The 25857-nt window shown below is 46.5% G+C and carries 30 protein-coding genes; 10 read left to right on the top strand and 20 right to left on the bottom strand.

Annotated elements, in window-relative coordinates:
- The first annotated feature begins 152 nt into the window (after positions 1-152).
- The 3 genes from ACJJI8_RS12885 to ACJJI8_RS12875 all read left to right on the top strand — a co-directional run bounded on the left by ACJJI8_RS12885 (position 153) and on the right by ACJJI8_RS12875 (position 3109).
- Complete coding sequence (locus ACJJI8_RS12885; RefSeq protein WP_282931865.1) at positions 153-1025, top strand: LysR family transcriptional regulator; 873 nt, start codon at positions 153-155, stop codon at positions 1023-1025.
- 163 nt (positions 1026-1188) lie between these two features.
- Entirely contained in the window at positions 1189-1926 is a 738-nt protein-coding gene (locus ACJJI8_RS12880; RefSeq protein ID WP_444932611.1) for a TIGR04219 family outer membrane beta-barrel protein, read from the top strand.
- A 130-nt stretch (positions 1927-2056) separates the two neighbouring features.
- A complete protein-coding gene (locus ACJJI8_RS12875; protein WP_282931863.1) occupies positions 2057-3109 on the top strand; it encodes an NAD(P)H-dependent flavin oxidoreductase in 1053 nt (350 codons plus the stop codon).
- A 39-nt stretch (positions 3110-3148) separates the two neighbouring features.
- Here the strand turns inward: ACJJI8_RS12875 and ACJJI8_RS12870 are convergent, their stop codons facing one another.
- The gene (locus ACJJI8_RS12870; RefSeq protein WP_444932610.1) at positions 3149-3889 is read right to left on the bottom strand and encodes a carbon-nitrogen hydrolase family protein; all 741 of its coding nucleotides are present in this window, start codon (positions 3887-3889) and stop codon (positions 3149-3151) included.
- Positions 3890-4211: 322 nt separating this feature from the next.
- Complete coding sequence (pcaB, locus tag ACJJI8_RS12865; RefSeq protein WP_444932609.1) at positions 4212-5561, bottom strand: 3-carboxy-cis,cis-muconate cycloisomerase; 1350 nt, start codon at positions 5559-5561, stop codon at positions 4212-4214.
- Between the two features lie 674 nt (positions 5562-6235).
- Between pcaB and ACJJI8_RS12860 the strand changes: the two genes are divergently transcribed.
- Positions 6236-7006 (top strand): class I SAM-dependent methyltransferase, encoded by a 771-nt coding sequence (locus tag ACJJI8_RS12860; protein WP_444932608.1) that lies wholly within the window; start codon positions 6236-6238, stop codon positions 7004-7006.
- Positions 6999-7934: a TauD/TfdA family dioxygenase gene (locus tag ACJJI8_RS12855; protein ID WP_444932607.1), complete on the top strand. Its 936-nt coding sequence runs from the start codon at positions 6999-7001 to the stop codon at positions 7932-7934. The genes ACJJI8_RS12860 and ACJJI8_RS12855 overlap by 8 nt, the downstream gene beginning before the upstream one ends.
- Before the next feature lie 390 nt (positions 7935-8324).
- On the opposite strand, the gene ACJJI8_RS12850 is transcribed toward ACJJI8_RS12855, so the two are convergent.
- From ACJJI8_RS12850 to ACJJI8_RS12770, 17 genes are all read right to left on the bottom strand, one after another.
- Complete coding sequence (locus ACJJI8_RS12850; protein WP_444932606.1) at positions 8325-8672, bottom strand: hypothetical protein; 348 nt, start codon at positions 8670-8672, stop codon at positions 8325-8327.
- A 265-nt stretch (positions 8673-8937) separates the two neighbouring features.
- Positions 8938-9432, bottom strand: coding sequence for a DoxX family protein (locus ACJJI8_RS12845; protein WP_444915950.1), 495 nt, complete (start codon positions 9430-9432; stop codon positions 8938-8940).
- Between the two features lie 1500 nt (positions 9433-10932).
- Entirely contained in the window at positions 10933-11448 is a 516-nt protein-coding gene (locus ACJJI8_RS12840) for a ClbS/DfsB family four-helix bundle protein (protein WP_444932605.1), read from the bottom strand.
- A gap of 120 nt (positions 11449-11568) precedes the next feature.
- Positions 11569-11829: a hypothetical protein gene (locus tag ACJJI8_RS12835; RefSeq protein WP_444932604.1), complete on the bottom strand. Its 261-nt coding sequence runs from the start codon at positions 11827-11829 to the stop codon at positions 11569-11571.
- A 70-nt stretch (positions 11830-11899) separates the two neighbouring features.
- Positions 11900-12238, bottom strand: a complete 339-nt coding sequence (locus ACJJI8_RS12830; protein ID WP_444932603.1) for an energy transducer TonB — start codon at positions 12236-12238, stop codon at positions 11900-11902.
- A gap of 527 nt (positions 12239-12765) precedes the next feature.
- Entirely contained in the window at positions 12766-13116 is a 351-nt protein-coding gene (locus ACJJI8_RS12825; RefSeq protein ID WP_444898086.1) for a hypothetical protein, read from the bottom strand.
- Between the two features lie 35 nt (positions 13117-13151).
- Positions 13152-13370, bottom strand: a complete 219-nt coding sequence (locus tag ACJJI8_RS12820) for a hypothetical protein (protein WP_444932602.1) — start codon at positions 13368-13370, stop codon at positions 13152-13154.
- 10 nt (positions 13371-13380) lie between these two features.
- The gene (locus tag ACJJI8_RS12815; RefSeq protein WP_444932601.1) at positions 13381-13803 is read right to left on the bottom strand and encodes a hypothetical protein; all 423 of its coding nucleotides are present in this window, start codon (positions 13801-13803) and stop codon (positions 13381-13383) included.
- A gap of 596 nt (positions 13804-14399) precedes the next feature.
- Complete coding sequence (locus ACJJI8_RS12810; RefSeq protein WP_444898089.1) at positions 14400-14657, bottom strand: hypothetical protein; 258 nt, start codon at positions 14655-14657, stop codon at positions 14400-14402.
- Positions 14658-14763: 106 nt separating this feature from the next.
- Positions 14764-15012 carry a hypothetical protein gene (locus ACJJI8_RS12805; protein ID WP_444898090.1) on the bottom strand — a complete coding sequence of 83 codons (249 nt, stop codon included), beginning with the start codon at positions 15010-15012 and terminating at the stop codon, positions 14764-14766.
- A gap of 49 nt (positions 15013-15061) precedes the next feature.
- Complete coding sequence (locus tag ACJJI8_RS12800; RefSeq protein ID WP_282933833.1) at positions 15062-15907, bottom strand: IS3 family transposase; 846 nt, start codon at positions 15905-15907, stop codon at positions 15062-15064.
- Positions 15908-15915: 8 nt separating this feature from the next.
- Entirely contained in the window at positions 15916-16224 is a 309-nt protein-coding gene (locus ACJJI8_RS12795; protein ID WP_444895975.1) for a transposase, read from the bottom strand.
- Positions 16225-16348: 124 nt separating this feature from the next.
- Positions 16349-16705 (bottom strand): hypothetical protein, encoded by a 357-nt coding sequence (locus tag ACJJI8_RS12790; RefSeq protein WP_444932600.1) that lies wholly within the window; start codon positions 16703-16705, stop codon positions 16349-16351.
- A gap of 82 nt (positions 16706-16787) precedes the next feature.
- On the bottom strand, positions 16788-17120 hold the full coding sequence (locus tag ACJJI8_RS12785) for an immunity protein Imm33 domain-containing protein (protein ID WP_444932599.1): 333 nt from the start codon (positions 17118-17120) through the stop codon (positions 16788-16790).
- A gap of 622 nt (positions 17121-17742) precedes the next feature.
- Positions 17743-18042: a hypothetical protein gene (locus ACJJI8_RS12780; RefSeq protein WP_444926028.1), complete on the bottom strand. Its 300-nt coding sequence runs from the start codon at positions 18040-18042 to the stop codon at positions 17743-17745.
- Positions 18043-18113: 71 nt separating this feature from the next.
- The gene (locus ACJJI8_RS12775; protein WP_444932598.1) at positions 18114-18503 is read right to left on the bottom strand and encodes a DUF6678 family protein; all 390 of its coding nucleotides are present in this window, start codon (positions 18501-18503) and stop codon (positions 18114-18116) included.
- Between the two features lie 264 nt (positions 18504-18767).
- Positions 18768-19205 carry a hypothetical protein gene (locus ACJJI8_RS12770; RefSeq protein WP_444932597.1) on the bottom strand — a complete coding sequence of 146 codons (438 nt, stop codon included), beginning with the start codon at positions 19203-19205 and terminating at the stop codon, positions 18768-18770.
- Between the two features lie 818 nt (positions 19206-20023).
- Between ACJJI8_RS12770 and mutS the strand changes: the two genes are divergently transcribed.
- From mutS to ACJJI8_RS12750, 4 genes are all read left to right on the top strand, one after another.
- Positions 20024-22675 carry a DNA mismatch repair protein MutS gene (mutS, locus tag ACJJI8_RS12765; RefSeq protein WP_444932596.1) on the top strand — a complete coding sequence of 884 codons (2652 nt, stop codon included), beginning with the start codon at positions 20024-20026 and terminating at the stop codon, positions 22673-22675.
- 139 nt (positions 22676-22814) lie between these two features.
- Entirely contained in the window at positions 22815-23138 is a 324-nt protein-coding gene (gene fdxA / locus ACJJI8_RS12760) for a ferredoxin FdxA (protein ID WP_108732342.1), read from the top strand.
- Between the two features lie 63 nt (positions 23139-23201).
- Complete coding sequence (locus ACJJI8_RS12755) at positions 23202-23897, top strand: polysaccharide deacetylase family protein (RefSeq protein WP_444932595.1); 696 nt, start codon at positions 23202-23204, stop codon at positions 23895-23897.
- Between the two features lie 45 nt (positions 23898-23942).
- On the top strand, positions 23943-24101 hold the full coding sequence (locus ACJJI8_RS12750; RefSeq protein WP_282931841.1) for a DUF1328 domain-containing protein: 159 nt from the start codon (positions 23943-23945) through the stop codon (positions 24099-24101).
- Between the two features lie 25 nt (positions 24102-24126).
- Here ACJJI8_RS12750 and ACJJI8_RS12745 read toward each other — a convergent pair whose 3' ends face one another.
- Complete coding sequence (locus tag ACJJI8_RS12745; RefSeq protein WP_444898118.1) at positions 24127-24669, bottom strand: carboxymuconolactone decarboxylase family protein; 543 nt, start codon at positions 24667-24669, stop codon at positions 24127-24129.
- An 82-nt stretch (positions 24670-24751) separates the two neighbouring features.
- Here ACJJI8_RS12745 and dinB point away from each other — a divergent pair, with 82 nt between their 5' ends.
- Positions 24752-25828, top strand: coding sequence for a DNA polymerase IV (dinB, locus tag ACJJI8_RS12740; RefSeq protein ID WP_444932594.1), 1077 nt, complete (start codon positions 24752-24754; stop codon positions 25826-25828).
- The last annotated feature ends 29 nt before the right edge of the window (positions 25829-25857 follow it).

The following is a 25857-nucleotide window of genomic DNA, read 5'->3' as shown; positions in this document are numbered from 1 at the left end:
CCAAATAACACCAATTTATATTTATTATCTAAAGTATTCCTAAATGGAATTCGAAAGCCAAACTGGGGTAAGATCCATCTTCTGGCGTCTCGGCCATTTACACAGGGGCTCAATCGGGGCCTTTATCGACAAACCACTTCAGGGGAAACAGCTTGGAACTACAGTGGCTGCGGGCATTTCTGGCAATCGCCGAACAGGGCTCGGTATCCGAAGGCGCCGAGCTGCTACACCTGACCCAGCCCGCCATGAGTAAGCGCCTGGCTGCCCTGGAACAGCAACTGGGCTCCCCGCTGTTCGATCGTATTGGACGGCGATTGCAGCTCACCGATGCCGGTCGCGCCCTACTGCCCCGTGCCCGCCATATACTTAATGAAATCAGCGACACCGAGCGGGAATTGCGCGCTTTGAGCAACTCGGTCAGCGGCAGCTTGCGTATCGCCACCAGCCATCACGTGGGTCTACATCATCTACCTCCAGTGCTGAAAGAGTTCAGCTTTCGCTACCCACAGGTTGCCTTGGACATCGATTTTGTCGACTCGGAACAAGCTTACGAAGCCCTGATGGCCGCTAAATATGAACTGGCTGTGGTCACCCTGGCACTTAAGGAGTATCCGCACCTGAATGCCGAAGTGATCTGGCCCGACCCCTGTGTTGTGGTGGCGGCCCCGGATCACCCCCTGGCAAAGCTGCCGGAACTGGAACTCACCGACCTCGCCAACTATCCCGCCATACTGCCGGATATGAATACCTATACCGGGCGCCTGATCAAAAGAGAGTTTGATGCCCAGGGGTTAAAACTCACCGCGAAGCTGGCAACCAACTATCTGGAAACCATAAAGATGATGGCCTGTGTCGGTCTCGGCTGGAGTGTTCTGCCCCACACATTGGTGGACAGCAGCCTGGCTGTGCTGCCAGTCAAAAAGCTGCAAGTACTGCGAAACCTTGGCGTGATCAGTCACCGGGGCCGAACATTGAGCAATCCCGCCAGCGCGCTACAACAGATGTTGTTCGAAGCAGCTATTTAAGAGTGTCAGGAAAAAAGCGACCAATTTACTAACAGGCAATACCCAAACGCACCATTTTTACCAGTGCAAAACGTTAAAGATTTGTAAAAATGTGCAACTTAGCCACGGCACAGGAAAAATTTATCTGTAAACTCCGCGACAAATTCATCACGGAGTGAAGTCAATGAAGAAATCCGCACTTGCCTTGAGTACCCTCCTCGCCTGCGGCACCGCAAGCGCAGATACTATCCTCGGCCTTGATGCTACTGCCGGCGCATGGCTGCCAGGCTATAGCGGTAATATCGGTACCGACGAATACAAACTGGATAACCTGTCCCTCTCGGAAGATAACATCACCTTCCTGCAGGTTGCCCTGGAACACCCAATTCCCCTGGTACCCAATGTACTTCTGGCCCACAGCAATATCGATACCGACGGTGACGATACCCTGGAAGCCTCCGTTACTTTTGATGATGAAACCTTCACTGCCAATTCAGAAATCCGCACAGATCTGAACCTCAGCCATACAGACGCCACTCTTTACTACGAAATTTTGGACAACTGGGTAAATCTGGATGTCGGTTTGACCGCGCGTATGTATGACGGTGAATTTACCGCAGTGAGCGATACCCAAGCAGAGACTGTCGACCTCACTGGCTACCTGCCTATGGCCTACGGCATGGCGCGCTTTGATCTGCCATTTACCGGCTGGTCTGTAATTGCCCAGGGCAATGCAACGGCCTACCGTGGCGATACCCATACCGACCTGACAGCTAAAGTGCGCTGGGATTTTGTACCGGCTGTCGACTTTGCTATCGAAGCTGGTTACCGCGTAATGACTCTCGACCTGGAAGAGCTCGACGACTTGCAGAGCGATATTGAAATCAAAGGACCATACATCGGTTTCAACCTGCACCTGTAAGCAATCCACCTAGGATTGCTGTTCGCGCTCCCCAAAAACTTTTGCAGCAGTAACGCCTGCGAGGTATAGCTACCTCGCACAATCTGCACTAAGGTGGCCCAGAAGGGGAGCGCAACTCACAGGCAGGGCCATGAATCCATTACTCGAAAAACTCGGAATTTCCCATCCCATCTTTGCAGCACCCATGGCCGGGGTATCCACACCCGCTCTCGCCGCCGCTGTATCCAATGCAGGAGGACTCGGCTCACTTGGACTCGGCGCCTGCTCAGTGGAAAAAGCCGTAGATGAAATTCGTTGTACTCACGACCAGACCGAGCACCCCTTTAATGTAAACCTCTTTTGCCACCAGCCCCCGACAAAAGATCCCCAACGGGAGCAAGCCTGGCTTTCCCATCTCGCCCCACATTTTGCCGCCCTCGATGCACCGGTTCCCAAGCTGATCAATGAACCCTACTCAACATTTATCGGCAATAAGGCCATGCTGGAAGTTTTGCTCGAGCAAAAGCCACCGGTTGTCAGCTTCCACTTTGGCCTACCGTCAGAAGAGTTTATCGCCGCACTAAAAGGTGCAGGGATTATCTTGATGGCCACGGCAACCTCTCCTCAAGAAGCCAAACTGGCTGAGGATGCTGATATCGATGTTTTAATTGCCCAAGGTATTGAGGCTGGTGGGCATAGGGGGGTCTTCCACCCAGAGGGCGACCAGGAAATTGGAACTCTGGCGCTGGTGCGATTGCTGTGTTGCCACAGTAGCCTACCAATCGTTGCTGCGGGTGGCATTATGGATGGCGCTGGCATTCGCGCTGCACTATCTCTCGGGGCTAGTGCCGTGCAAATGGGAACCGCATTTGTCCTCTGTCCGGAATCTGCGGCCTCCGACAGCTACCGCAGCGCCTTGCAAAGTGAGCGCGCACAGCACACAGAGATCACCGCCAATATTTCCGGGCGCCCCGCTCGCGGTATCAGCAACCAATTCTATAAAGCACTAAGTAAGGGCGCTCCCCCTCTGCCGGATTACCCGATCGCTTACTCCGCGGGCAAAGCCCTGGCTCAAGCAGCTGCAAAAGCGGGCAATGACGAATATGCCGTTCAATGGGCCGGACAAGGAGCCCCTCTCGCACGAGCCCTGCCCGCAGCCGGATTGGTGACAGCTTTAGTAGCAGAGCTGGAAGCGAGTCAATGAAGGGAGCTATTGGCAACTACCATTTATAGAGTTGCACAATTAAAGAGACACAATCTCCGAACACCACCCTTCATCATCACGCTCAACGCAAACTAGTTGGCTGGCTGTATCACTCGCGCTGACAATCTCACCTTCGGGACCCCAAGCTGCACTACAGCCGGCTGTAGAATAACCACCTGTCGGCTGATTAAAGTTCGCAATAGCCACCAATAAATTGTGCTCCAAAGCATAATTTTCCAACTGTTGACTATCCTCCGGGTATCCCATCGGAGTAATCAATACCCCCGCCACATAAACTGAAGCCCCCTGCTTTTCATAGGTGGCAACATGACCTGGGTTACACACATCTGCACAAATAGCCAGAGCTACGGTCTCACCTTCGATGTTCAGTGATAGATATTCAGTTCCGGGAACGAACCACTTTTCTTCTCCTGGGTGCAAATGTATTTTCAAATAAACAGAAATCTCACCCTGAGGAGAAAATACGAGCGAACCGATCGCAACACCATTCTTCTGACGAATAGGCGCACCCACAACTAGCCAAACACCACAATCAGCTGCCAAGTTAGCTAGAGGGCTTAACTGTGGATCGTCGATCTTAACCGCTAATCGTTCAGCCAGATCCGGCTCATAACCAGTTAACGAAAGCTCGGGAAACACCACAATAGAGGCCTTTTTCCTTACTGCGACTTTTACAGCATGGATATGTGACTCAATATTGCGTTCAATATTTCCTTTCACTGACGGCAACTGTGCCAATGCCAATTTAAACCTGCCCATCACCCTACCCTTCAGATCACCACTTAAATACAACATGAATCGACTAAATCATTGTATATGTTACACCACAAGTAATAAGCATCGATTCTTGATTGTGTTAATTTTTAAGTTTCTTCCAGCTATAGAATCCCTATCTTTAAATAAATAACCTACATTTTCTTCAAGTATCTATTTAAAAATAAAATAGTTGACTGAAAAAATAACAACCAGCCAAGATAAATATTTAGACTCTAATCTTAGAGAGTTTGCATTAAGAGCAGCGGACACAAGAATCAATCCACAGCAGCTAGCAGTGACAATTGGGAAACGGCAGGTTACTGAGTCAGCGCTCTTTTCCAGCAAGCGTTGCATCAACCATCTCCCCGCATGATCCAAGATAGTTATGAGGGTCAAGAAGTTGATCTAACTCCGCATCAGAGAGAGCCCCCGACACCTGTTTATCTTCCTTTAACAAGTCAGAAAAAGGACGACCCGTCTCCATTGCCTGGCAGCAAATCTGGTAAACCAAATCGTGGGCATTCTCACGCCCCAGTTTCGGTCCCAGTCCCATCATTACAGCCTCAGAGAGCACTAAACCGCCAGTCATTTCCAAATTTCGCATCATTTTTTCTGGAAATACCTGAAGCCCTTCTAGCGCAAAACGTGCTTGGGATAATACCGATGCGGTAAGACAGAATATTTCCGGCAGAACAATCCACTCTATCTCCCACGGGCCCGTAGCCCGCTCATGGTCTTCAACCATCGCTTCCAGCAAAGAGGCAACCTGCTGTCTAACCACTGGGACAGTACCGCTGATAAGAACTGCTGATAAAGGATTGTGCTTTTGGGGCATTGTACTAGACGCTCCCCGGCCAGATATAAGGGGCTCCGCCACCTCCCCGACTTCTGTCTGTGCCATTAGTTTTATATCGAGGGCTATTTTTCCCAAGGTGCCAGTAATCAGCCCCAATAGACAAGCCACTTCGGTAACGCGATCTCTCATCGTATGCCAGGCGATACAAGGGACTCCGAGATCGAGTTCCTGCATGATTCCTCTTTGAACTTCTAGCCCCTGATGCCCCAGGGAAGAAAGATTACCCGCCGCACCACCAAATTCCCCTACAAACGCCCGAGACTTTATCTCTTTTAAGCGCATTTGATGGCGATGAATACCAGCCAACCAAACAGCCGCCTTGTAGCCGAACGTTATAGGTACCGCTTGTTGAAGATTGCTGCGCCCAACCATAGGCGTATCCCTGAAACGCTTGGCCAGGCTCGCTAAAGCATCTGCGATTGCATTGACCTCCGTCTCAACAATTTCAAGTGCCGCCCTAACCTGTAAGACGGTTGCCGTATCCGTAATATCTTGAGTAGTAGCCCCCCAATGACACCACTGACCTAAATCTCGACTACACAGTGCCACTAGCTGCTCTACAACACCCAGCACCGGATAACCAATCAGCTCCGTTTGCTCCTTAAGCTTTACAAAATCTATCTGCTTGGCGTCACAGTGTTGAGTAATGTCCTCTGCAGCCTCTGCAGGGATTATTTTTAGCCGGGCCTGTACTTTGGCCAGCGCCGCTTCAACATCGAGATAGCACTGAACGCGCTGTTCATCCGAGAAAATCTTCCGCATTGCTGAAGTACTAAAAATATCGCAAAAAACGACCGAATCAATCGCGGTTGCTCTCATATCAAATCACGCTTAACAAGATGCCTAGACGCCAACAGGATCAAAACCACAATAACATCAGATTAGCTAAGGAATAGATATTCTAAAAAAATTAACCTAAGAATCGAGACGCCAAGAATATGGGAAACTAGAGGCGCCGTTAATCAAGCACAGCAATCCAACCTAAGAGAATTAAATACAACAAGCTAAAACATACTCCTGATTACATTACCGCCTATCCAAACAGCACCTTAAAGCGAATTTAATCCATTAAATTCAACCCCAAAAAATATGCTTTATTTGACATATATCAAATCTAGAGACAAAAGTACTGCTAACCTAAGCCGACATGAAAAATATAAATAAAATGTGAATTATGAATATTCCATCTCAAAGAAAAGACCTTGACGCTCCTCTTCCAGCTTTGCATACTCAACTAAGCAACAAAACCAAACAATAAAAAACTGCCAGCATGCCCACCCAAAATAAGCTGCAGAATACAAAAAACTACCAAATGGACTTCCTGGTAACGACTAATTTTATATATTTAAAATGCTAGCCTTATCAAAACAGCAATTAAACTTAAATAATTAAAGCCACAAATACCTAAAATTTCACCAGCCATGTAGTAAACACCAATACACACACCACTGCATAGCATACTTTATCCCTAAAAATTGAAGGAGCAGTTCGGGATGAACTTACCACTATCAACTGAAACCATCTATAACAAACAAGCTCGCAGCTGGAACCGCTCTGAGAAAATCCTACTCAGTGATTTCACCGCTCGCCCCAAAGTTTTGGAAGCAATCGGAGATATCTCCGGGAAAAACATATTGGATATGGGCTGTGGTGAAGGCTATGTATCCAGGATGCTACTTGATAAGGGAGCAGGTTCAATCTTTGGTGTTGACTCTTCCTCAGAGATGATTTCCCAGGCAAAGGAAACAGCTTCTGCTGGAAATTTGACGAAAACAGAATATGCAGTTGGAAATGCCGTTACATTTACAGAATTTCCTAGAGATAAGTTTGACCATGCTATTGCTGTATTTCTTTTCAACTATCTAACCATAGAAGAAATGACAAAGGTCATAAGTAAGATCAAGAGTCTATTAAATAAAGGGGGCACCTTTATTTTTACAGTGCCTCACCCTTGCCTTCCGTTCATGAGGGAAGAAGTTCCTCCATTCTACTTTCAACACGGCAACTTGACTTATTTAGATGGCATAGATCAAACATTTGAAGGGAAAATATGGCGCAGAGACGGCAAGCCAGTTTCAGTACGATGCGTGCATAAAAATTTTTCACACTATTTTGAAGCTCTGGCACAAGCTGGTTTTAAATCCCTGCCAACTGTTCAAGAACTCTCAGTGACTCAAGAGCACCTCGACCTAGATCCAGATTTTTTCTCACCACTAGCCGGCTATCCACTACACGTATTATTTAAGGTGCAAGTAAATGACTAACTTAGCCCCAAGTGAAGTAGTTCAAACTCAAGCCTGGACTGCTAATGATATGACCGCAACTTCCAACTGGAAATTTCTGTGGCCTTCAAACTGGAAATCTGAGGTCGAGGCTTTGGAGAGCTGGGCCAAACAACAAAACAACCCGATTGAAAATCTGACCCAAGAATCAGTTGCCACACCTGAGTTCGACCAGCTTGCCAACCAGATAAAACATGAAATAAAACATGGTAGTGGGGTGGCATGGATACAGGGCGAGGAATCATTAAGTAAGCCAACGCTTAACCTACTATTTCTAAAGCTTAGCCTGGCAATGGGCAATACTATAAATACTTATGGCCGGCTTTATGGGATTCTCGACACAGGAAAAGACTACACTAGCGAAGCTATTCCTGTATCTCAAACAAATGCACCCACTGGCGTCCATACTGATAGCTCACAACGTACCGTACAACCAAAGATACTTGGATTATGCTGCCTTACTCCAGCAGTTGAGGGTGGAAAATCAAAAATCGTGTCTGCGGCTCAAGTTCATGAAAACTTACGGAAAACTGCTCCACAAAAACTAGAGATCCTATACAACAATTATATTAGAGACTTAGTTACTCCAGGCAGTGACAAAAACATAAAAAGCATACTTGAGAACTGTTTTCCTATTTTCGAATATTCAAACGAAAAGCTCAGTATTCGTTATATGCGGTACTGGATTGAGAAAGGCCATCAGCGTGTGAACCAGCCTTTATCAAAAGAAGTACTTAAGGCTCTAGATATACTAGATAAGGAATTAAACAGTGCGGAGAATACATTAAGCTTCTACATGAACTCTGGAGATATGGTCTTCGTTGACAACACCAAAGTACTACATGATCGGGATGGATTTATTGATACTCCGGATCAGAAGCGGGTTTATACCAGGGTATGGATTGATTAGGCTCCATCTAATCAACCCATAAACCATATACTCTTTTACAGAACACCATCATTTTGTGAGCTAATAATTTTCGAAATGCTGATTAGCAGCCTAAGAAAAGCTGGAGAAGTACTTTAAACACTTCTCCAGCTTTAACGGGTGAAAGACTTCCCCGCAAAAACTTCTATTAACTTCCAATTAAACCTAACGATATCGGATACCTACTAAAGGCAGGCTAGTCTTTTTATTAACACCTCAAACACCGAACTTATGAAGTTGGATACTTTTTTGAGGGCAAAACGAGGCCAGCTTTTCAAAGCTTCATGCTTTAACTTACATGGTTTCACTTGCCTGATTTTGACCCATGTATGCAGCAAAAAGATAGGTTGCATGGCATGGGATTATAAGGTATTACAGGCGCTGTATTTGAACGTGCTGAATTTTACCTCCATATACAACCACATCTTCCAAACCGGAATACTCTACTTTCTCTCCAGCATGTGTTTCACCTGTAAAGTTAAAGTTGAAATGAACTATCCCGGGTTTGGTTTCTGTAACACTGCATACTTCCCACTCAAGCTTTGAAAACATACCATGATGAAGTTTCTGCATAGACATGATGTCATTCACACCTAAGAATAGATCTCCTTTTCCTGACCTGAATGTGGAGCTTTCACAAAATAGTTTTGTGATTTCATCAAAGTTACTTTCGTTTGAGAGTTTGAAATAATACTCTGCTATTTCCAAAGAACTCATCATCTTTTATTCCTCTCGATTACACATATCTGAGTTGTAGCATAGACCCACTCATAAGCGCAACGCTTTACTCAGGCCATCACCGGGATAAAGCTGCTTTGGTCTACAGCACAAAGCGAGCAGAACATAGGATTCAGCAATTTGTTATGCTTTACTCCAAATAATTGAAAAAAACCCACATGAATATAGGAGTATTGATTCCTAGTGATAAAACACCAAAATGTTGAAAACGTTTAAGCATGGGCAGGCCTTACACACAACACCTCAATCAGCCGACCGCATTAGTGGTCGACAGCTTTAAATTGTTATGACCTTTCGCACACAGAAAATATGCCCATGCAATTAGTATGATTTGCAGTGGCGCACGTAATAACAAATAAACAGACCCCCATTGATGCCCGCCAAGACCAATACCGTTTAATGCCGCATAAATATTTGCAGGAAAGAAAATAATGAAAACTACAATAGCAAGCCATGCAGCATGGAGCTGATATCTTGGCACAAAAAGAGCAATACCTATCAATAGCTCAATCAATCCAGTGAGATAGATTATCGCTAGGCGAAAAGGAACCCAAGACGGTAACATTTCCACCATGCCCTCCGTTTTAACAAAGTGCCCAACGCAGAAGAATATGAAGGTTATTCCCAATCCCCAATAGGCGTACTTTTTAACATTCAGAGGCATGCCGCTATACTTTGAACAAATAAAAGAGACACCTAAGGGACTAGACAACAGTAAAAGAATAATTATTGGAGTTACCATAGTTTCCTCATAACGCTAAGCTCACCCACGGAGACGCATTCACGCTGGAGCCGGTGACAGCGCCTTGTGTGGCTGTTCTTGCCCGATTCTGATATTGAAAGTACTTTTCGCTAACGGGTAAATTGGGAGCCATCTTCGGTGGCCACCGAAGACCTTGTTAGTCACAGTTCATTGCTAAACCGATTAGTTTATATAGACCATTAAAGAGTACGAACGTGACAGATATTCGCAAGGCACAACTCAGATAGTTATGTGTATCTCAAGCCCGAATAGCAAGGTAGAGATAGCTTATCGCATGGAACCTCAACTAATCAATATCGGAATTGATACCGGCAATAAATAACTCGATATTCATGTGAGATCTACAGGCCAATTCTTTAGTGTCACCAATATAAATTTCATTAAGTCATTAAGGATGCCTCTCAATCTCAAAGAATATTAGCAGAGTCTACAGAAAGGCTCGAATTAGAGTTTGTTTGTGCACGGAGAAAGCAGACTACCTCCTAAATACGAACATGAAAAATAACACCTACTGGGATGAAAGTATGGATTAAAAAATTGACGAGCAACCATAGTCACTTGCTATGAGAGCCTCTCACTGCGACGTAATCCCAATGACCGAACTGATTGAGAGTGACTGTTTACAGCTGAGGGATACTCCCTCTGAGCAGCAATACTGGATAGTTATCGCCATATCATAACCCGATGCGGGCATATGAAGTAAAACACTGGATTGCTCACTGCCGACTTTATAATCCATAGAAGAGCTTGAAATTTCCTTTTTATCAATCAATAGGAAGGTTTGAACCCGTCCCGCTAAGCAACTTTCGAGTTTGTTAGCAAACTCAAGCTGATATAGAAAAGTATCAACACTTCCAGAATCTATTTTTTCCAACTTAATAGACAGCAAGTCAGCATTTGCTTGTGTTACTTCAGTATTTTTAGGCGGGCCATAGCTTCGCCACAAAGCGCTAAAAATAAAAATTTTATAACATGCTTAAATATAGCTCGTTTAGCTCATAATGTCGGATTCAGGCGCGCCAGGAGCGAAGCGCCACTTGTGTATTAAGGGGAGCGCAGCAACCTTACACTCAAAAGTGCGTAGCTTTGGGTGTCGACTGGAACCCCTTGTTGTGTAGGAGGATTACCATATGATACTTGTAATTACTATTACTGCTACAATATACAAAACACTATTAATCGCAGTACGAATAGTTAACGGTGGGTCAGATTCTCTAGCGCTCAATTTCTTATATAGATAAATACTACTTAAGCTAATAAATACACATATCGTAGCAGTTACATAATCTTGAACGCTAGGCACTGTCTTGTCTGTAAGAAGATATGCAAAAAAAAGCAAAATACCTGATATAGGAAGCCCTATAGCTGTATATGCACTTAGCAGTACATTTTTTGTTTCACTGTTCATTCGTCACCTCGAACAAAACGCATAAATTAGGTACTTCTTAGGCGTCATCTGGGTTTACAGGTTGTATGAATTCAATTGATATTATTTTGCCTCTTAAACCTGCGCACCTTTGTGCGGATATTTTTCATTGGAGATGAAGTATTAAACTGGATCATCCTCCCAAGGGTGTAACTTTTATACCAACTGTGTCCATAAAGTTCATCATTACTCAACGAGTCTACAAGCTTCAGTATTTTTTGTATTGTAAACTGGAATTCTGTCAGCAACTGTTTATAAGACCAATCCTTATAGGATGCATGAAAGTGCTGCGCTAGCCTCCCAAGCTCATTCCACCTGTAACCTTTTTCTGGAAAATCTACTTCAAGATTATTTGCCCTAAGCTCATGCCACTTTAGGACAAGATTTCCCCAACCGATCAGGTATGAAATAGTATCAGAAACGCTTATTTCTGTATTTTTTATATTACCTTCGACACCAATCTCTCTCGAAAGCTCCTTGGGGACTCCCATATAATCAGCAAATAAATTTTCATAAGAATTTTCAATCGAGGAGATTAATTCTTCTTTATTTTTCGAAATTGAAGACATAGCTATCAATGGTTACTCGATTACAGAGTATTTACTAAACACTCGCATTTAGGGTGGGTAAAGTGTAGCGTAAGCCATTCGACCGCGATAGCGGCAAATAATATGTGCTTGTTCAGTGATTTAACACCCACCATCACCATTACCGTCGCCTCCATCTCCGCCACCAAAATTTCCTGAATATCCACTGCCAAGGTAAGCGCTAGAGCTAGAGCTAGAGCCCTGAGTAATTCCAAACTTTACAATAAACCACAGCGCACTGGAAATTAGGAAGCCAGTGAATACTAACGGGGCAAAAACTGAGTTAAGTAAATTTTCGGAAGTAAGATCGATCAAATACCAAGATCCGACTAGGCCGGAAAAATTAATTATGAATGATTTCATTTGCCCCCCCTTGTACCACTTAACACCTTACAGAGACCCATAGGGCCGTAGACACGGCTGCCTGTGATTGTTATTTCTGTATACACTCGCCGTCCAGATTGTAGCTTATTTTGCGCTTCACGCCATGAACTGGGGCAGTTACGCCTATTAATTCCTTAGGCACTAACTTGTATTTCATAAGAGCTTTTCTAGCTGCCTCATCAAATACACCTTCAGGGTAAGAATCTATGATTTTAACATTTTCAAAAAAACCACCAGGCATTACCGTCACTTCGAACTCTACCCAACCCTCTATGCAATTTTTAAGTGCCTCTAAAGGATAATTTGGCTTTACATAAATTATTGTTGCCGACGCAATTCCGGACATGAGAGAAATAGTGGGAGTGAATATTATTGGAATACTCTTCATGTTCTTATTCTCACAACGTTAAGATCAGCGGCGGCTTGCTAAGTGAACATTTAACATACATATTGGAGCGCAGCAACGGTATAAAAAACGCACAAAATAAAACGTCAGCTACATTGCCTTGTTAAGGCTTTTGCCTGCTAAACGTAAATTTATTGCCATTTTCTACCAGCCCTCTAAAGAAATCCTTATCAATCTCGGCAATATGAGCCTTTACCATATAAGAACCATCCAAGCGAAGAATGAAAGTGTTACCTATTAACTCCCAAGCTCCTTCAAAAGGTAAAACCAAACAGCCTAGTTTTGGATAGTTTGTACACTTAAAAGTGTTGTCATATCTAAACTCACACTCGTCCCAGCCTGACTCACCATCAAATATACCCCCACTCCTATCCTACCCGGTGCCTACTAGATCCTGAGCTAAGCAAGTATTGCTACTTAGTAATAATAGAGTGACAAGCTTATTCATGAAGAACCTTAACGCCTTTAGTATGTGCGGCCGCGTAGCAAACGTCACATGCTTAATTTTATTATGTGCATTCACCTACTGCCTTAATTGAAAAATGTACTGTACCTGCATGACTTGTCTTTTTATATAGGCACAGCTCTGAGCCTATTTTTACTTGGCCAGGAGAACTTACCCCCACATGAGCCAAGTTGCCGTTAGATAATTTGACCAAGAGCTTAGGCTCATTTCCAGTTTGGCTGCCATCATAAACCTGAGCATGCGCGACACCTGAAACAAGCTCAGTGCTTTTAGGAAAACCGACATATAGGAAGAGCACTCCAATTGCTAGCGTAACCAAGATTGCGAACAGAATGCCTTTGTGTTCGCAATACCAGAGTTCAACTGTCGCAAATATGGCTCGTTTATCTCTCATAGTCTAGACAATGCTGCCATTGCTTGTTAGCTTTTTTATTGAAAGTCCCCACGAGCTTTTAAAATACCATTTTTCTTCAAAAGAAACAGCTTATCGATATAGTTGCCGTAAACTACTACAGCAGAACTTCCCTCTATTTTGTAGTAAGGCTCAGGGAACTCGATCTTCACTGGCTTGATCTTCGTGTTCTTATTATATGAGTGGGCATAGTCATAAGCGGCATATGGAAGCCACGCAGAGGCTGGAACGAACATCACCTACTCGTTAGCCTTTGCCACCAAGCTCGAACTTCTGATGCAACTCATAGATTTGCTCCGTAAGGATATTATTACAATTCTGAACCGAAATCCGAGCGCCTGACTTATCTCCAATAACCACATATCTTACCCCGACTTGAAAGTCGTATTTGCACGTACAGGCTGTATCAAGCTTTAGATAGATTTTTTCAATTCTATTTCCATTAAGATCTTCGACCTTATCAAATAGAACTTCAATAGACTCTATTCTTTCTTCATGCCCCTTTTCTTGCGATACGATAGCCTTTCGATATTGAACCTCTCCACGAAAGGTAAAATTCGACTCTTCTATTCTTTCAGATAATGTTTTCTTCGTATATTCAATCCAGCAGCTTGCCAGCCCACTTGGTGAGCATATCAATAGAGCTAAGACTACTAAGAATTTATTCATGGCTTAGAGGCTAACTTTGGGCGCTTTATATGCAAAAATGGGAGCGTAGCGACCGCGCATAAAGTGCACAAAGTTAGACGTCGGCCTGCAGCGCACTGTTAAATTTATTCTCCGCCTGCGCCTGAATCGGAGGCATCTGCACCGGCGGCCAGTATGCGCCCAGGAACCTTACCTACCAGCCACAAAGTACTACAACAATAACAATACTGGTAAATCGGATCTCCAGGGACTTTTCCATGTGGCTCTATCTTCCCTATACGCAATCGGCAATTTGGACACTTAAATACTTTAAATCTGAAATTGTTGATTGCGACCAGTATTGAGAAGAAAGATATTAACAGAAGTACCACCCCTCCAATAAATTTTCCTGCTTCTTGTGGGCCTACATGTGTATAAAGTTGACCCAACAAGAAAAAATGCAAAGCGCCAACAATTGCTATCGCCAGGAATATGGACCCATTACTTTTATTTGCCGTTTTTATTCGTGGTTCGTTCATGGTGAAATTTAACGCTTTGCTAAGGGACAGGCAAACCAAAGATTTGGCTGTCCCGCGTGAGCCGCGCCTTTTGCGGCTGGAGTGCACTTCAGCAACTTGTTAATTGTTGCTCTCAAGCCAATAAACTCCGTCATGTTGCCCAACTAAAATTTTATTGATTAATGGAATAAATATTTCAATATTACCACCAGGTTGATGCTCCTCTTCAATAGCCCCAGCGATAAACTCTTTCAGCTCTCTTCTATCCATTGAGGCTGATTTTCTAATTTCACCTTTATTATGTGGACGCACTCTATCAAAGCTAACAACATCACTACTCAAGGAATCTATTAGTTCGAAAATATCATCCTTATTCAAGTATTCCATATGAATTGAAACTTAACGTTCGCATTTGCGACGGCTGGAGCATAGCGTAAGCCGTCCGGCCACGATATTAGCGAACAACATGCGCTTGTTAAGTGATCTAACACCCACCATCACTACCCCCTCCATCTCCACCACCAAAACCACCAGAATCACCACTGTCAAAGTAACCACCAGTGCTAGAACCCTGAGTTATCCCGAACTCCACAATAAACCACAGCACACTGGAAATTAGAAAGGCTGTAAATAATAATGGAGCAAATACTGAATTAAGCGAGTTTTCGGAAGTAAGATCAATCATATACCAAGATCCAACTAAGCCGACAAGATTAATGATGAACGATTTCATTGGCCACCCTTGTATCACTGGTCTTGCCCACAAAAAGTAGACACTCTAACTATGCATATTTTCGTTCATACTCTGCTGGACTTACATAGCCCAATGCAGAGTGCCTACGAACCCTATTGTAGAAAATCTCAATGTATTCAAACACCTCAGATTTTGCTTGCTCTTCGCTTTCGAATGTTCCGGCATAGACCAGCTCGACTTTTAGCCTGCTAAAGAATGATTCCATTGCCGCATTATCCCAACAGTTAGCCTGGCGACTCATACTCGGCTTGCACTTGCTTTCGGACAAGAGATCCTGGTATTTCTGCGATCGATATTGCACACCCCTGTCAGAGTGAACTAGCAGTCCAGGCTTTATTGGTCGTCGCTCTAGGGCCATTTTCAATGCTCGACGTGTCAATTCATCGGTCATCTGCGAGTCGAATGCCCAACCTACAATACGTCGAGAGTACAGATCCATAACTACCGCGAGGTATAGCCACCTATCCAGAACCCAGATATACGTAATGTCACTGGTCCAGCGGCAATTTGGTCGATCCACATCAAAGCAACGCTTAAGTAAGTTGGCGGAGACGTTAATGCTCCCCTCTACGGGCTGACTATATCGAAAGCCTTTGCCGTTTCTTGCTTTAATATGTTCCTGTTGCATAAGCTTAGCGACGTAGTTCCGCGAGCATGGCTCACCTAACTCTTGAAGCTCGCAAGCAATTCTAGGCGCGCCATAACGACCTTTAAACTCAACAAACGTCTCTCGGATTTTCTCGATTGTTCGTATCTCTCTAATCGTGCGAGCAGATGGCAATCGCCCCCGCCATCGATAATAACCCGATCTTGAGACTTCTAAACACCGACACATCAAGCTAACCGGAAATGACCCTACATGCTCTTGTATCAATGCGTACTTTACTCTTGGTGGTTCGCAAAGTACGCAGCTGCCTTTTTTAGAAACTCAACCTCCTGACGAGCTTCATGCAGCTCCTTCTTGAGTTTGCGAACTTCAGCGCTTTCCTGTTTGGAATAGTCGACACCGTCTAAACTATTGAACTGCTTATCAGACAGTCGATTAAATTGACGACGCCAGTTGTAGATCTGCTGTGCGCTGACGCCTAGCTCTCGCGCCACAGAAGCCGTTGTTGCTCCAGGCTTTTCCGCTCTCTTAACTGCTTCTCTGCGGAACTCCTCCGTATACGCCTGAGTTCTTTTCTTACCCATGATACACCTCCGTGTTAGGCCTAAACCTAACTATACAGGGTGTCTACTAAACGTGGGTAAGTCTTGTGCTTAACGCTTCAATCAGCCGACGCGTTAGCGGTCGGCTGCATTGACTTGTTAAAAATTACTTGCTACATGTTCCGGTTCTCAGGCTATTTTCTGTGTCCGGATAGGTGACACTACCTCTAATCATTTTCATTTTGGCTTTATCAATTACTAGTGCGAATAGCCCAATATCGTGTTGCTTAGGGGATTCGGTCCCTTCGGTAGAGAAAGATCTGGTAAGAACCAGCCCAATATCATTGTTCTCTAAAACCCTATAGTTTGATGAATACTTACCACCTACTTTAGCTCTATCTCCGTTGATTGAAATTTTCAGAATTACAGGATCTCCGTTCGTATAGTTCGGATAGCTGCAAATATACTCTTCTGCTGACACAACAGAAGATAGAAGAAGTAGAGTAAATACAATATTTTTCATGGCTCGATTATTTTTAACGCCTAAAGCACTTGCGTCAAAACTAAAGCGAAGCGGCAGTTTTGACGTCGGGTGCCTTTACTTGTTACATGCTGGTGAGCTGTGGATCATGCCAAACATCCACATACTCTCCAGCTATTAAAAATCTATAACCCGGCGGCAATGCAAGATATTGCTCCACTTCAGGTAAATATTCTGAGATATGTCTAACGTGCAATGGCTTGAAAAAATCTGCATCTTGAGACATTTCTTCGCCGCACCAAATATACCAACCACATGTTCCGTTTTCTGGATTATGTCGCAAGCCATTGATTGGGACCTTGCCAATGGTTTCGATAGCAATACCTAGCTTCTCTTTACCCATGCAAGGAAAAGGTAGAGTATTGAATCTTTTACATACATCCTCTTGACTAGACACAATTTTTCCTAAGGCATGTAACGCTTTGCTAAACGGAAGCCGAAACGGAGTGTAGGCTGTCCGGTGAAGGGCGCAATTTTTGCGACCGAAACGTATTTCAGCAACTTGTTATAGCCCATTGGTTCGCTTAGCTCTCCAATACTTAAAAATTTCATACACTAGGATAGCTACGAAACCTACTAAGAGGGTTTGCCCTGCCTGTAAGAGTTCAGGTCTACCGCAAGCACCTCCAGGACCTGCGATACCTTCCATAAAAAGAAAGTACATACACGCAGGAATGTAGCCTACAACTAGCGCGCTAATTATTGGTGCCCATAGACGCTTCTTGCTTGTTAAGTAGCGTATGAAAAGCGCAAGAACTAGAATCGTTGCAGAAATCCCTAAGAGAAGGAAAAATTCTGACACGTGCTGTTCGGCCAATCCTTCAGGTTGAATAAAACACGCATAGGAATTAGCTGGAAAGGCAATGATAAAAAATAGATGGACTGCTCTCAAATTTATCTCTTATGTCTGATTTGGTTATAACGCCCCGCAGCACAGGCCGGAGGTGCGAAGCACCGGAGGTCCAGCACACGAAGTGTGCGATTGTGCCTGCGTTTGTTAAGTGACTCACATACAGTTACTAAATACGCCACCATACCTCATCACCAGATATACATAGCATTACGTCTTTAAATACACGTTTATCCGACATACGCACCAATTGCAGTTTTAAATTATCAATTGCAACAAAGGTATCTTCTGATTCTTCAGAATCGAATTCTTCGGTTTCTATAAATTTCTGAGCTTTTTCAAAGAGATTACGGTATTCATCAAAAGGCGGAGTTGGAACCAACACACCTATGAACCAAGGCTGATCAAGGTCTATTTGTGTTAAGTCGGCCAACTTTTGGTCTTCTTTGTATAGTTCCCAGATATTCATTTTTCACTTAACGCCCGCAACACCGGGCCGTTTGGAGCGCAGCGGAAAACGGGACCGCGTGCTTGCGTTTGTTATACGAAAACTGGTTGCTGGTTTGCATATCCCCATACCCTGTAACACCCATTTTCTATGGAGTATGGGATATTGTAATTTTTCAGAACAGTTGCTATAAAGCCACTGAAGTCAGTAATTCTATCACTCAAAAGATTGCCCCTTCGCTCTCTTTTGAATGGGTCAATATCCATCCACTCGATACAGTTAGATTGACCATAGCGAACCCATTCCCAATCAAGCAGCGAAAACCCAGGCATTGCCTCTAAGTCTCGTAGATATTTAAGCCTTACTTGAGGCTCGAAATCACTGTTACTTGTAATGGCATTAGCGAGTTCTCGCCACTTTGTTTTGTTCATATACGAAACAAGGCGCCGCTCTTCAATAAATTTTAGTGTTTCTTCGTTCATTGCCTACGTATAACGAGGGTGTAGAAAAACTCAGCCCTCTTTTTGTATTGTGCTTCTACGTGAAAAATAGCCTACTCATCAGTGAAAGCTAGATCAGAATTCACGTAGAATCACCATTTATGGTTAATATCTGATCACATCTAAGAAAGCAAAGACATAAATTAGTTTTTCTACAGCCTGAACGACTACAACAGGGGCGGCCGGAGCGTAGCGTAGGCTGTCCCGCGAAGGGCCAAAAGGCCCGCAGCAACCTGCTTGTACTTGTTATGAGTATTTGTGTTCATAGCCACGAATTGTGCCTCGCTCTTTAAGGTCTTGGAGAAAACCTTCGCTCAAGCCTTTATATGCAACAGTGCACTCTTTATCGAAATTATCATAACCACCAAATACTAGCTCTCCCTCTATAGCTATCTGCACATGAATGATGCCTTCTCTAACCAGATGATCCTTTTCTGCTAGCTCTTTCCACATGCCTTTGGAACTTTCTTCATCTAAGGGGAGAATCACGAAATCTTGTTTTGGGGATATAGTTTGTCGTTTAAGCACTGGCGTTTCTTCATAGGAAGCATTCGGCCATTTATAAAATGACAAATGCTCCAATGAGCCCTCAAATGAAATAAGGGAGGCTCCTGCGCATTGTTCCATAACTGCATGGAGCAGGCCCGGTTTATCCCTAGGATCAATCCACGTTACTCTTTTCATATCCCTGATACTTATAACAGTTAATTCAAAAGCAGCTTCTATATATCACCCTTCTATATAATTCTACCGCCTTCAATCAAAGCCCGCTTAAAAACCCAATAAAATCAAAAAAATACATTGAGTGGCACGAAACGAAACAAGTAGATATAAAGCAGCGTCTTTATAATTCCGAGCTCTCCCTGCTTTATATCATTTTTCACATCCTTTAAAAATCAACAAGTTATAGAATTTTCCCCAGAAATAGGAGCAGCGTCTTTTGAATTCTGATATACGAAGCAGGACTTAGTTATCAGTACTGTATTTCATCAGCCTACTATGCACATATGTCCCAGCTGGAGGGATGCGCTACCGCGTAAAGAATTGGCTTGTTTAGTACTCGACCTTACTGAGTCAGGAATCTTTTTTGTTGAGATCAGCAGCAGATTCATTAGAGGAAAGAAAAGTGACGGTCCTTACCTCAAAGAGGAAAACGTCCCGCTTCCCTACAAGGCTCTCATAAAATCACAGGGTCGCTGCAGGCCATCCCACTTGCAGTTGATAAGCCATCCATAGTGGTTTGCCCCCCACTCTGCTATTCTGCGCCCCCTATAAAGAAGCCCTTCGAACTTTGGCCTGGACCTTTCTGTTCAGATCTTTCCCGATTGTATGCTTCAGGAACATCAGGTTTGGGCTTGCCGTTCATTATTTGATCGAACGCTTCAGCTTATTAAGCCCCCGAGGAAACCTGCCCCCTACCCCAATCTGAGCCGGCCGCCACTCCTGCGGGGCTCTTGGGGTTTGCGAACACTTTTGTAACTTACTGATTTTCTTAGAGAAAAATGCCAAAAACCGCAAACAAGACCAAGGCCGCGAAACCCGAACACACCCCCATGATGCAACAATACATGCGCATCAAGGCCCAGCATCCCCAAGAGCTGGTGTTCTACCGCATGGGGGACTTTTACGAGCTGTTCTTTGATGATGCCAAGAAGGCGGCTGAGCTGTTGGATGTCACCCTTACTGCCCGTGGCAAGTCCGGGGGGGAACCTATCCCCATGGCCGGTATTCCCTACCATGCAGCTGAGGGCTACTTGGCGCGGCTAATTAAAGCTGGTGTTTCCGTTGCCATCTGTGAACAAATCGGTGATCCCGCCACCAGCAAGGGGCCGGTTGAGCGCCAGGTCGTACGTATTGTTACTCCGGGCACAGTCACAGACGAGGCACTTCTCAACGATCGCCGCGATAACCTTCTGGCTGCTATTTCACACTTGGGCGATGTATTTGGCCTGGCACTGCTGGACCTGGCAACCGGTCGTTTTGTGGTTCAGGAAACAGATACTCTGGAAGCTCTGGCCGAGCAGGTGCAGCGCCACAATCCCGCTGAACTGCTTGCGCCGGAAGACCTTAGCCTGCCGGTTGAAATCGAGCGCCGCGCGGGCGTGCGCCGCCGTGCACCTTGGGAGTTCGAGCTGGAGAGCGCTTTGCGTCTGCTCAACCAACAATTCGGCACCATGAACCTCGAAGCCTTTGGGTGCAGCCATATGCACGGTGCTGTGATCGCTGCCGGCTGTTTGCTGCAATACGCACGGGACACCCAGCGTACTGAGCTGCCCCATATTCGCGGCCTGCTGACGGAAAGTGGTGAAGAGACAGTCGCCTTGGATGGTGCCAGCCGCCGCAATCTGGAGATTGATCTGAACCTGAACGGTGGCGATGACAATACCCTATTGTCGGTCTTCGATAGCTGTAAAACCGCTATGGGTAGCCGCTTGCTGCGCCGCTGGTTTAACAACCCCTTGCGCCAGCTGACTACCTTGCGCAACCGCCAGGATGCCATCGCAGCATTAATTGCCGATTATGGCTTTGAGCCTCTGCGTGATGCCCTCAAACCTGTGGGCGATATGGAGCGAATCCTGGGCCGTTTGGCGCTGCGCTCTGCACGTCCTCGGGATTTGGCTCGCCTGGGCCAGTCCCTAGCTCAATTCCCGGAAATCCAGCAACAGTTAGCGGAATCTGACGCAACGTTATTGAATGAATTGTGCAGCCAGATCGGCGAGTGGCCAGAAACCGTAGAGCTACTGCAAGATGCCATTATTGAAAACCCTCCGGTAGTAATTCGCGACGGTGGCGTTATTGCTACCGGCTACGACGAAGAACTGGACGAGCTGCGCGCTATCAGTGAAAACGCCGGCGATTACCTGGTGCAACTGGAGCAGCGGGAAAAAGAGCGCACCGGTATTCCCACCCTTAAGGTGGGTTACAACCGGGTGCACGGCTACTTTATTGAAATCAGTCGCGGGCAAAGCGATAAGGCGCCAGCTGAATATATTCGCCGCCAGACCCTGAAAAATGCAGAGCGCTTTATCACGCCCGAGCTAAAGGAGTTTGAAGACAAGGCGCTCTCCGCCAAGAGCCGCGCGCTAGCTCGTGAAAAGGCATTGTACGAAGAGCTGATCAATCAGCTGAATGAGTCCCTGGCAGAGCTCCAAGCCGCTGCTGCGGGTATCTCCGAATTAGACGTGCTGGCATGCTTGGCCGAGCGCGCTGACGATTTGCGCCTGTGCCGTCCCGAACTGAGCACTGAGCCTGGTCTGCATATTACCGGCGGGCGCCACCCGGTGGTGGAGCAGGTATTGGACGAGCCCTTTGTGGCCAACGATATTGATTTGCACAATGACCGCCGCATGCTGGTAATTACCGGCCCGAACATGGGCGGTAAATCTACCTATATGCGCCAGACAGCATTGATTGCCCTGTTGGCCCACTGCGGCAGTTACGTGCCCGCCGACAGTGCCCAGATCGGCCTGCTCGATCGTATCTTCACTCGCATCGGCAGTGCCGATGACCTGGCCGGTGGCCGCTCCACCTTTATGGTGGAAATGACCGAGACCGCCAATATCCTGCGCAATGCCACCGAGCACAGCTTGGTACTGATGGATGAGATTGGCCGTGGTACCAGCACTTACGACGGCCTGTCCTTGGCCTGGGCCTGTGCCCACTACCTGGCAGGGGAAGTGCGCGCCTTTACATTGTTCGCCACCCATTACTTTGAACTGACTGACCTGCCCAGCCAATGCTCTGAGGCCGCCAACATCCACTTGGATGCCACCGAGCACGGCGAGGGAATTGTCTTCCTGCACCGCATCCAGGAAGGGCCCGCCTCCAAGAGCTACGGATTGCAGGTAGCCAAACTGGCCGGCATCCCCAGTGATGTATTGACCGAGGCCCGCGCGCGCTTGGCAGCATTGGAAGCCGGCGCCCAGTCGGTAGATGTGCCAGCTCCTATTGCTACGCCTGCACCGGCCCCCAAACAGGAGCCGGAAGAAGCCGCTGTGCCAATGGCCGCGGGCCCTGGTTCCCCCCAGCAGGTAGATCTGTTTGGCAGCCCAAGCCACCCGGCCGTGGATGCCCTTGAGGAGCTTGATCCGGACGATTTGACGCCACGCCAGGCACTGGAAGCGCTCTATTCTTTACGCAAGTTACTGAAGTAAAAGACCGGGCGACCCTGGTCGCCCAATTCATCCTGTTATAAACAGTGAACTAAATCGACTGAAAAGCCACTACAATTCGCGCCAGTAATTGATAAAATCCGCTGCACGAAGAATTCAGTGGCACTATCGAGGGACAAACATGACATTCGTAATTGGGGAAAACTGCATTAAGTGTAAATACACCGACTGTGTAGAGGTTTGCCCGGTAGACTGTTTTTACGAAGGCCCCAACTTCCTGGTAATTCACCCAGACGAGTGTATCGACTGCGCCCTGTGTGAGCCGGAGTGCCCCGCCAACGCGATTTTCTCTGAGGATGAGGTTCCGGACGATCAGCAGGAATTTATCGAGTTGAACGCAGAACTCGCCGAGGTATGGCCCAATATTACTGAGAAGAAAGATCCATTACCGGATGCCGAGGAGTGGGACGGCAAGAAGGGCAAGCTGGACCAGCTGGAGCGCTAAACAAGTTCAAAGAAAAAAAGCCGTCATTGACGGCTTTTTTTCTATCTGTGGAAACCCTAAAAAATGAAAATAATAATTAATGCTATTTGCATTTGGCTTTTTGTATTTTCAATCTGTGCCCAGGCAATTACCGGCAAGGATAAATGGGTAGCGCTTATTTTTGATGAGGGGCCCTCCCCCGACAAAACCGAGCCACTGTTAAAGCGGCTCGAGTCTTTGGAAGTGACCGCCACTTTTTTCCCTACAGGGCAGGAAATGGAAAGGTACCCGGAGCAGACCCAGGCAATCATTCAGGCTGGACATCAGTTAGGCAACCATGGTTACTCACACACAAACCTTTCCCAGATGCCTTTGAGTAGCGCCAAGGAAGAGATTAAAAAAACCTGTCGGCTACTACAAAGTAATGGCTATACCAGCAAGCCCATGTTTCTCCCTCCTCACGGAAAGATGTCTGACGAGCTGGGCACGCTTTTAAGTGATCACCAGTTCAAGATTGCTCACTGGGATATCGATCCTACTGAGCAACTGGAAGCAGGCGGCGCTCAAGTCGCAGCTGACTATATATCCCAGAGGGCAAAAGACGGAAGTGTAGTTCTGCTGCATCCCATGTATGGTCAGCACCATCAGGTAATGGAGGCCCTGCCCCTCATTACTGCGCAACTCAGGCAAAAGGGCTTCCAGTTTGCCACACTGGAGCAACTAACCCTGATGAAAGCAGGCGACCATTTGGAACCTGTGGAGCGGGACTCTATCAATTAGCGGAACGGGAGCCCAAGGCTCCCTCCACCCTATTGGGAGCCTCTTATGTTGCGCTGGGCTGTCACCTTCCTGGTTATTGCGCTGATCGCCGCCTTCTTTGGCTTTAGTGGCATCGCTTCGACCGCAACTGAAATAGCCAAGATTCTCTTCTTTATTTTCCTTGTGATGTTTGTGCTGGCACTGATTTTCGGCAGACCCAAGTAGAACAGCCGCCCAAGGGCGCCTGTTATTACTTCTTGTGAGGCACTCGGGTCGGCGCCAGGCTGAGTACTTCAGCAATGTGATTGGCCCCCAGTACCATCTCCATTACGCCCAACGCCTCAAGAATCTCATCATCACCGGCACCGAGCTTTCGCGCAGCGGCGATCAGGTGCTCGCGATGGTCATCAGGGGCGCTGTTGGCATTGCGCGCCAAGTCAAACAGGGCGTGCTCTTTTTCAGAAAAGTGCACATGCTTGGGGTCAGTGCGAATCCGCATCACTTCATCCGTTTCCACCCCAAGCATTTGCAGAGACATACTGTGATGGTAAATGCCATAGTCACAGTGGTTATCGGCTGAGACTGCCAGGCCAATGGCTTCTTTCAGCTGCGCCGACAAACAGCCGTGAATCATCACCGTCTTAAACTTGTACCAGTTTGCCTCAAGCAATCCCGGGTGTTGGGCGTAGACACGGAACAGACTGGGGATTCCCCCCAGCTCGTCATCAATCTCAGCAAAAACCCTGGCTACATCATCGGAAGTTGGGTGCTCGACCAACGGAATACTGCTCATTATTCACCTACCTGTCATCGCCGGGTGTCCAAGTGGCATAAATTACTTTCTGGCACGACATAACACTGTATATAATCACAGCATGAGAAAGATTATCCACTGTGATTGTGACTGCTTCTACGCTTCGGTCGAAATGCGTGACGATCCCAATCTTCGTGGACGCCCTTTGGCCGTTGGAGGCAGTAGCGACCGCCGCGGAGTGATCTCTACCTGCAACTATGAAGCCCGCAGCTATGGGGTTCGCTCCGCAATGCCTACCGCCCAGGCCAAGAAACTGTGCCCTGATTTGATTGTAGTACCCGGCAACATGGCTAAGTACCGGGAGGTCAGCGGGCAGATACGGGAGATATTTCTCGACTACTGCGATGATATTGAGCCCCTATCCCTGGACGAAGCCTTCCTGGATGTCACCGACAGTGGCCGCTGCCACGGCAGCGCTACCCTAATCGCTGAAGAAATCCGGCAACGGGTGCGCGATACCCTGGGTATCACAATTTCTGCGGGGGTGGCCCCGAATAAATTCCTGGCCAAAATTGCCAGTGATTGGCAGAAGCCTGACGGATTGACAGTCATTACGCCGAGCGAGGTCGATCAATTTGTTTTGCGCCTACCTATCAACAAAATTCACGGCGTGGGACGGGTAACCGCAGAGAAAATGCATCGACAAGGCATTCGCACTTGCGCGGATTTACGCAATTTTTCACAAGTTGAACTGAGTAAGAAGTTTGGCAAATTTGGCCGCCGCCTTTACGACCTTTGCCGTGGTGTTGACGATCGCCCGGTAAGCGGCGATGGCTCCCGCAAGAGTGTTAGTGTCGAGCGCACCTTTCGCGAAGACTTATCCAGTTTTGACGAATGGCTGGAACAGCTGACAGAGCTGTATATGCGCCTGCTGGAGCGGCTGGAAAAACTCGGCGATCGTTACGAAGTAAATGGTGCCACCGTTAAAGTAAAGTACGCAGATTTTACTACCAGCACCCACGAGCGCAGCAGCCGTGCCGGGCGCATTTCTGAATTCCGCCAGCTACTGAAGGAGTGTCGGGAAAAACGCCCTGCTCCTATCCGCCTTCTTGGGGTAGGCCTGCGACTCACAGACCTCCGGGCGGGGCAAGGCCCTGTTCAATTGCCACTACCCTTGCCAGAGCAAGCCTCTTTTTGACGTTTGATTGCCTAATTAGGCGCATCATC

It is taken from the genome of Microbulbifer maximicatervae (SeqCode) (assembly GCF_052467695.1).
This window is presented reverse-complemented; position numbering and strand designations above follow the sequence as displayed.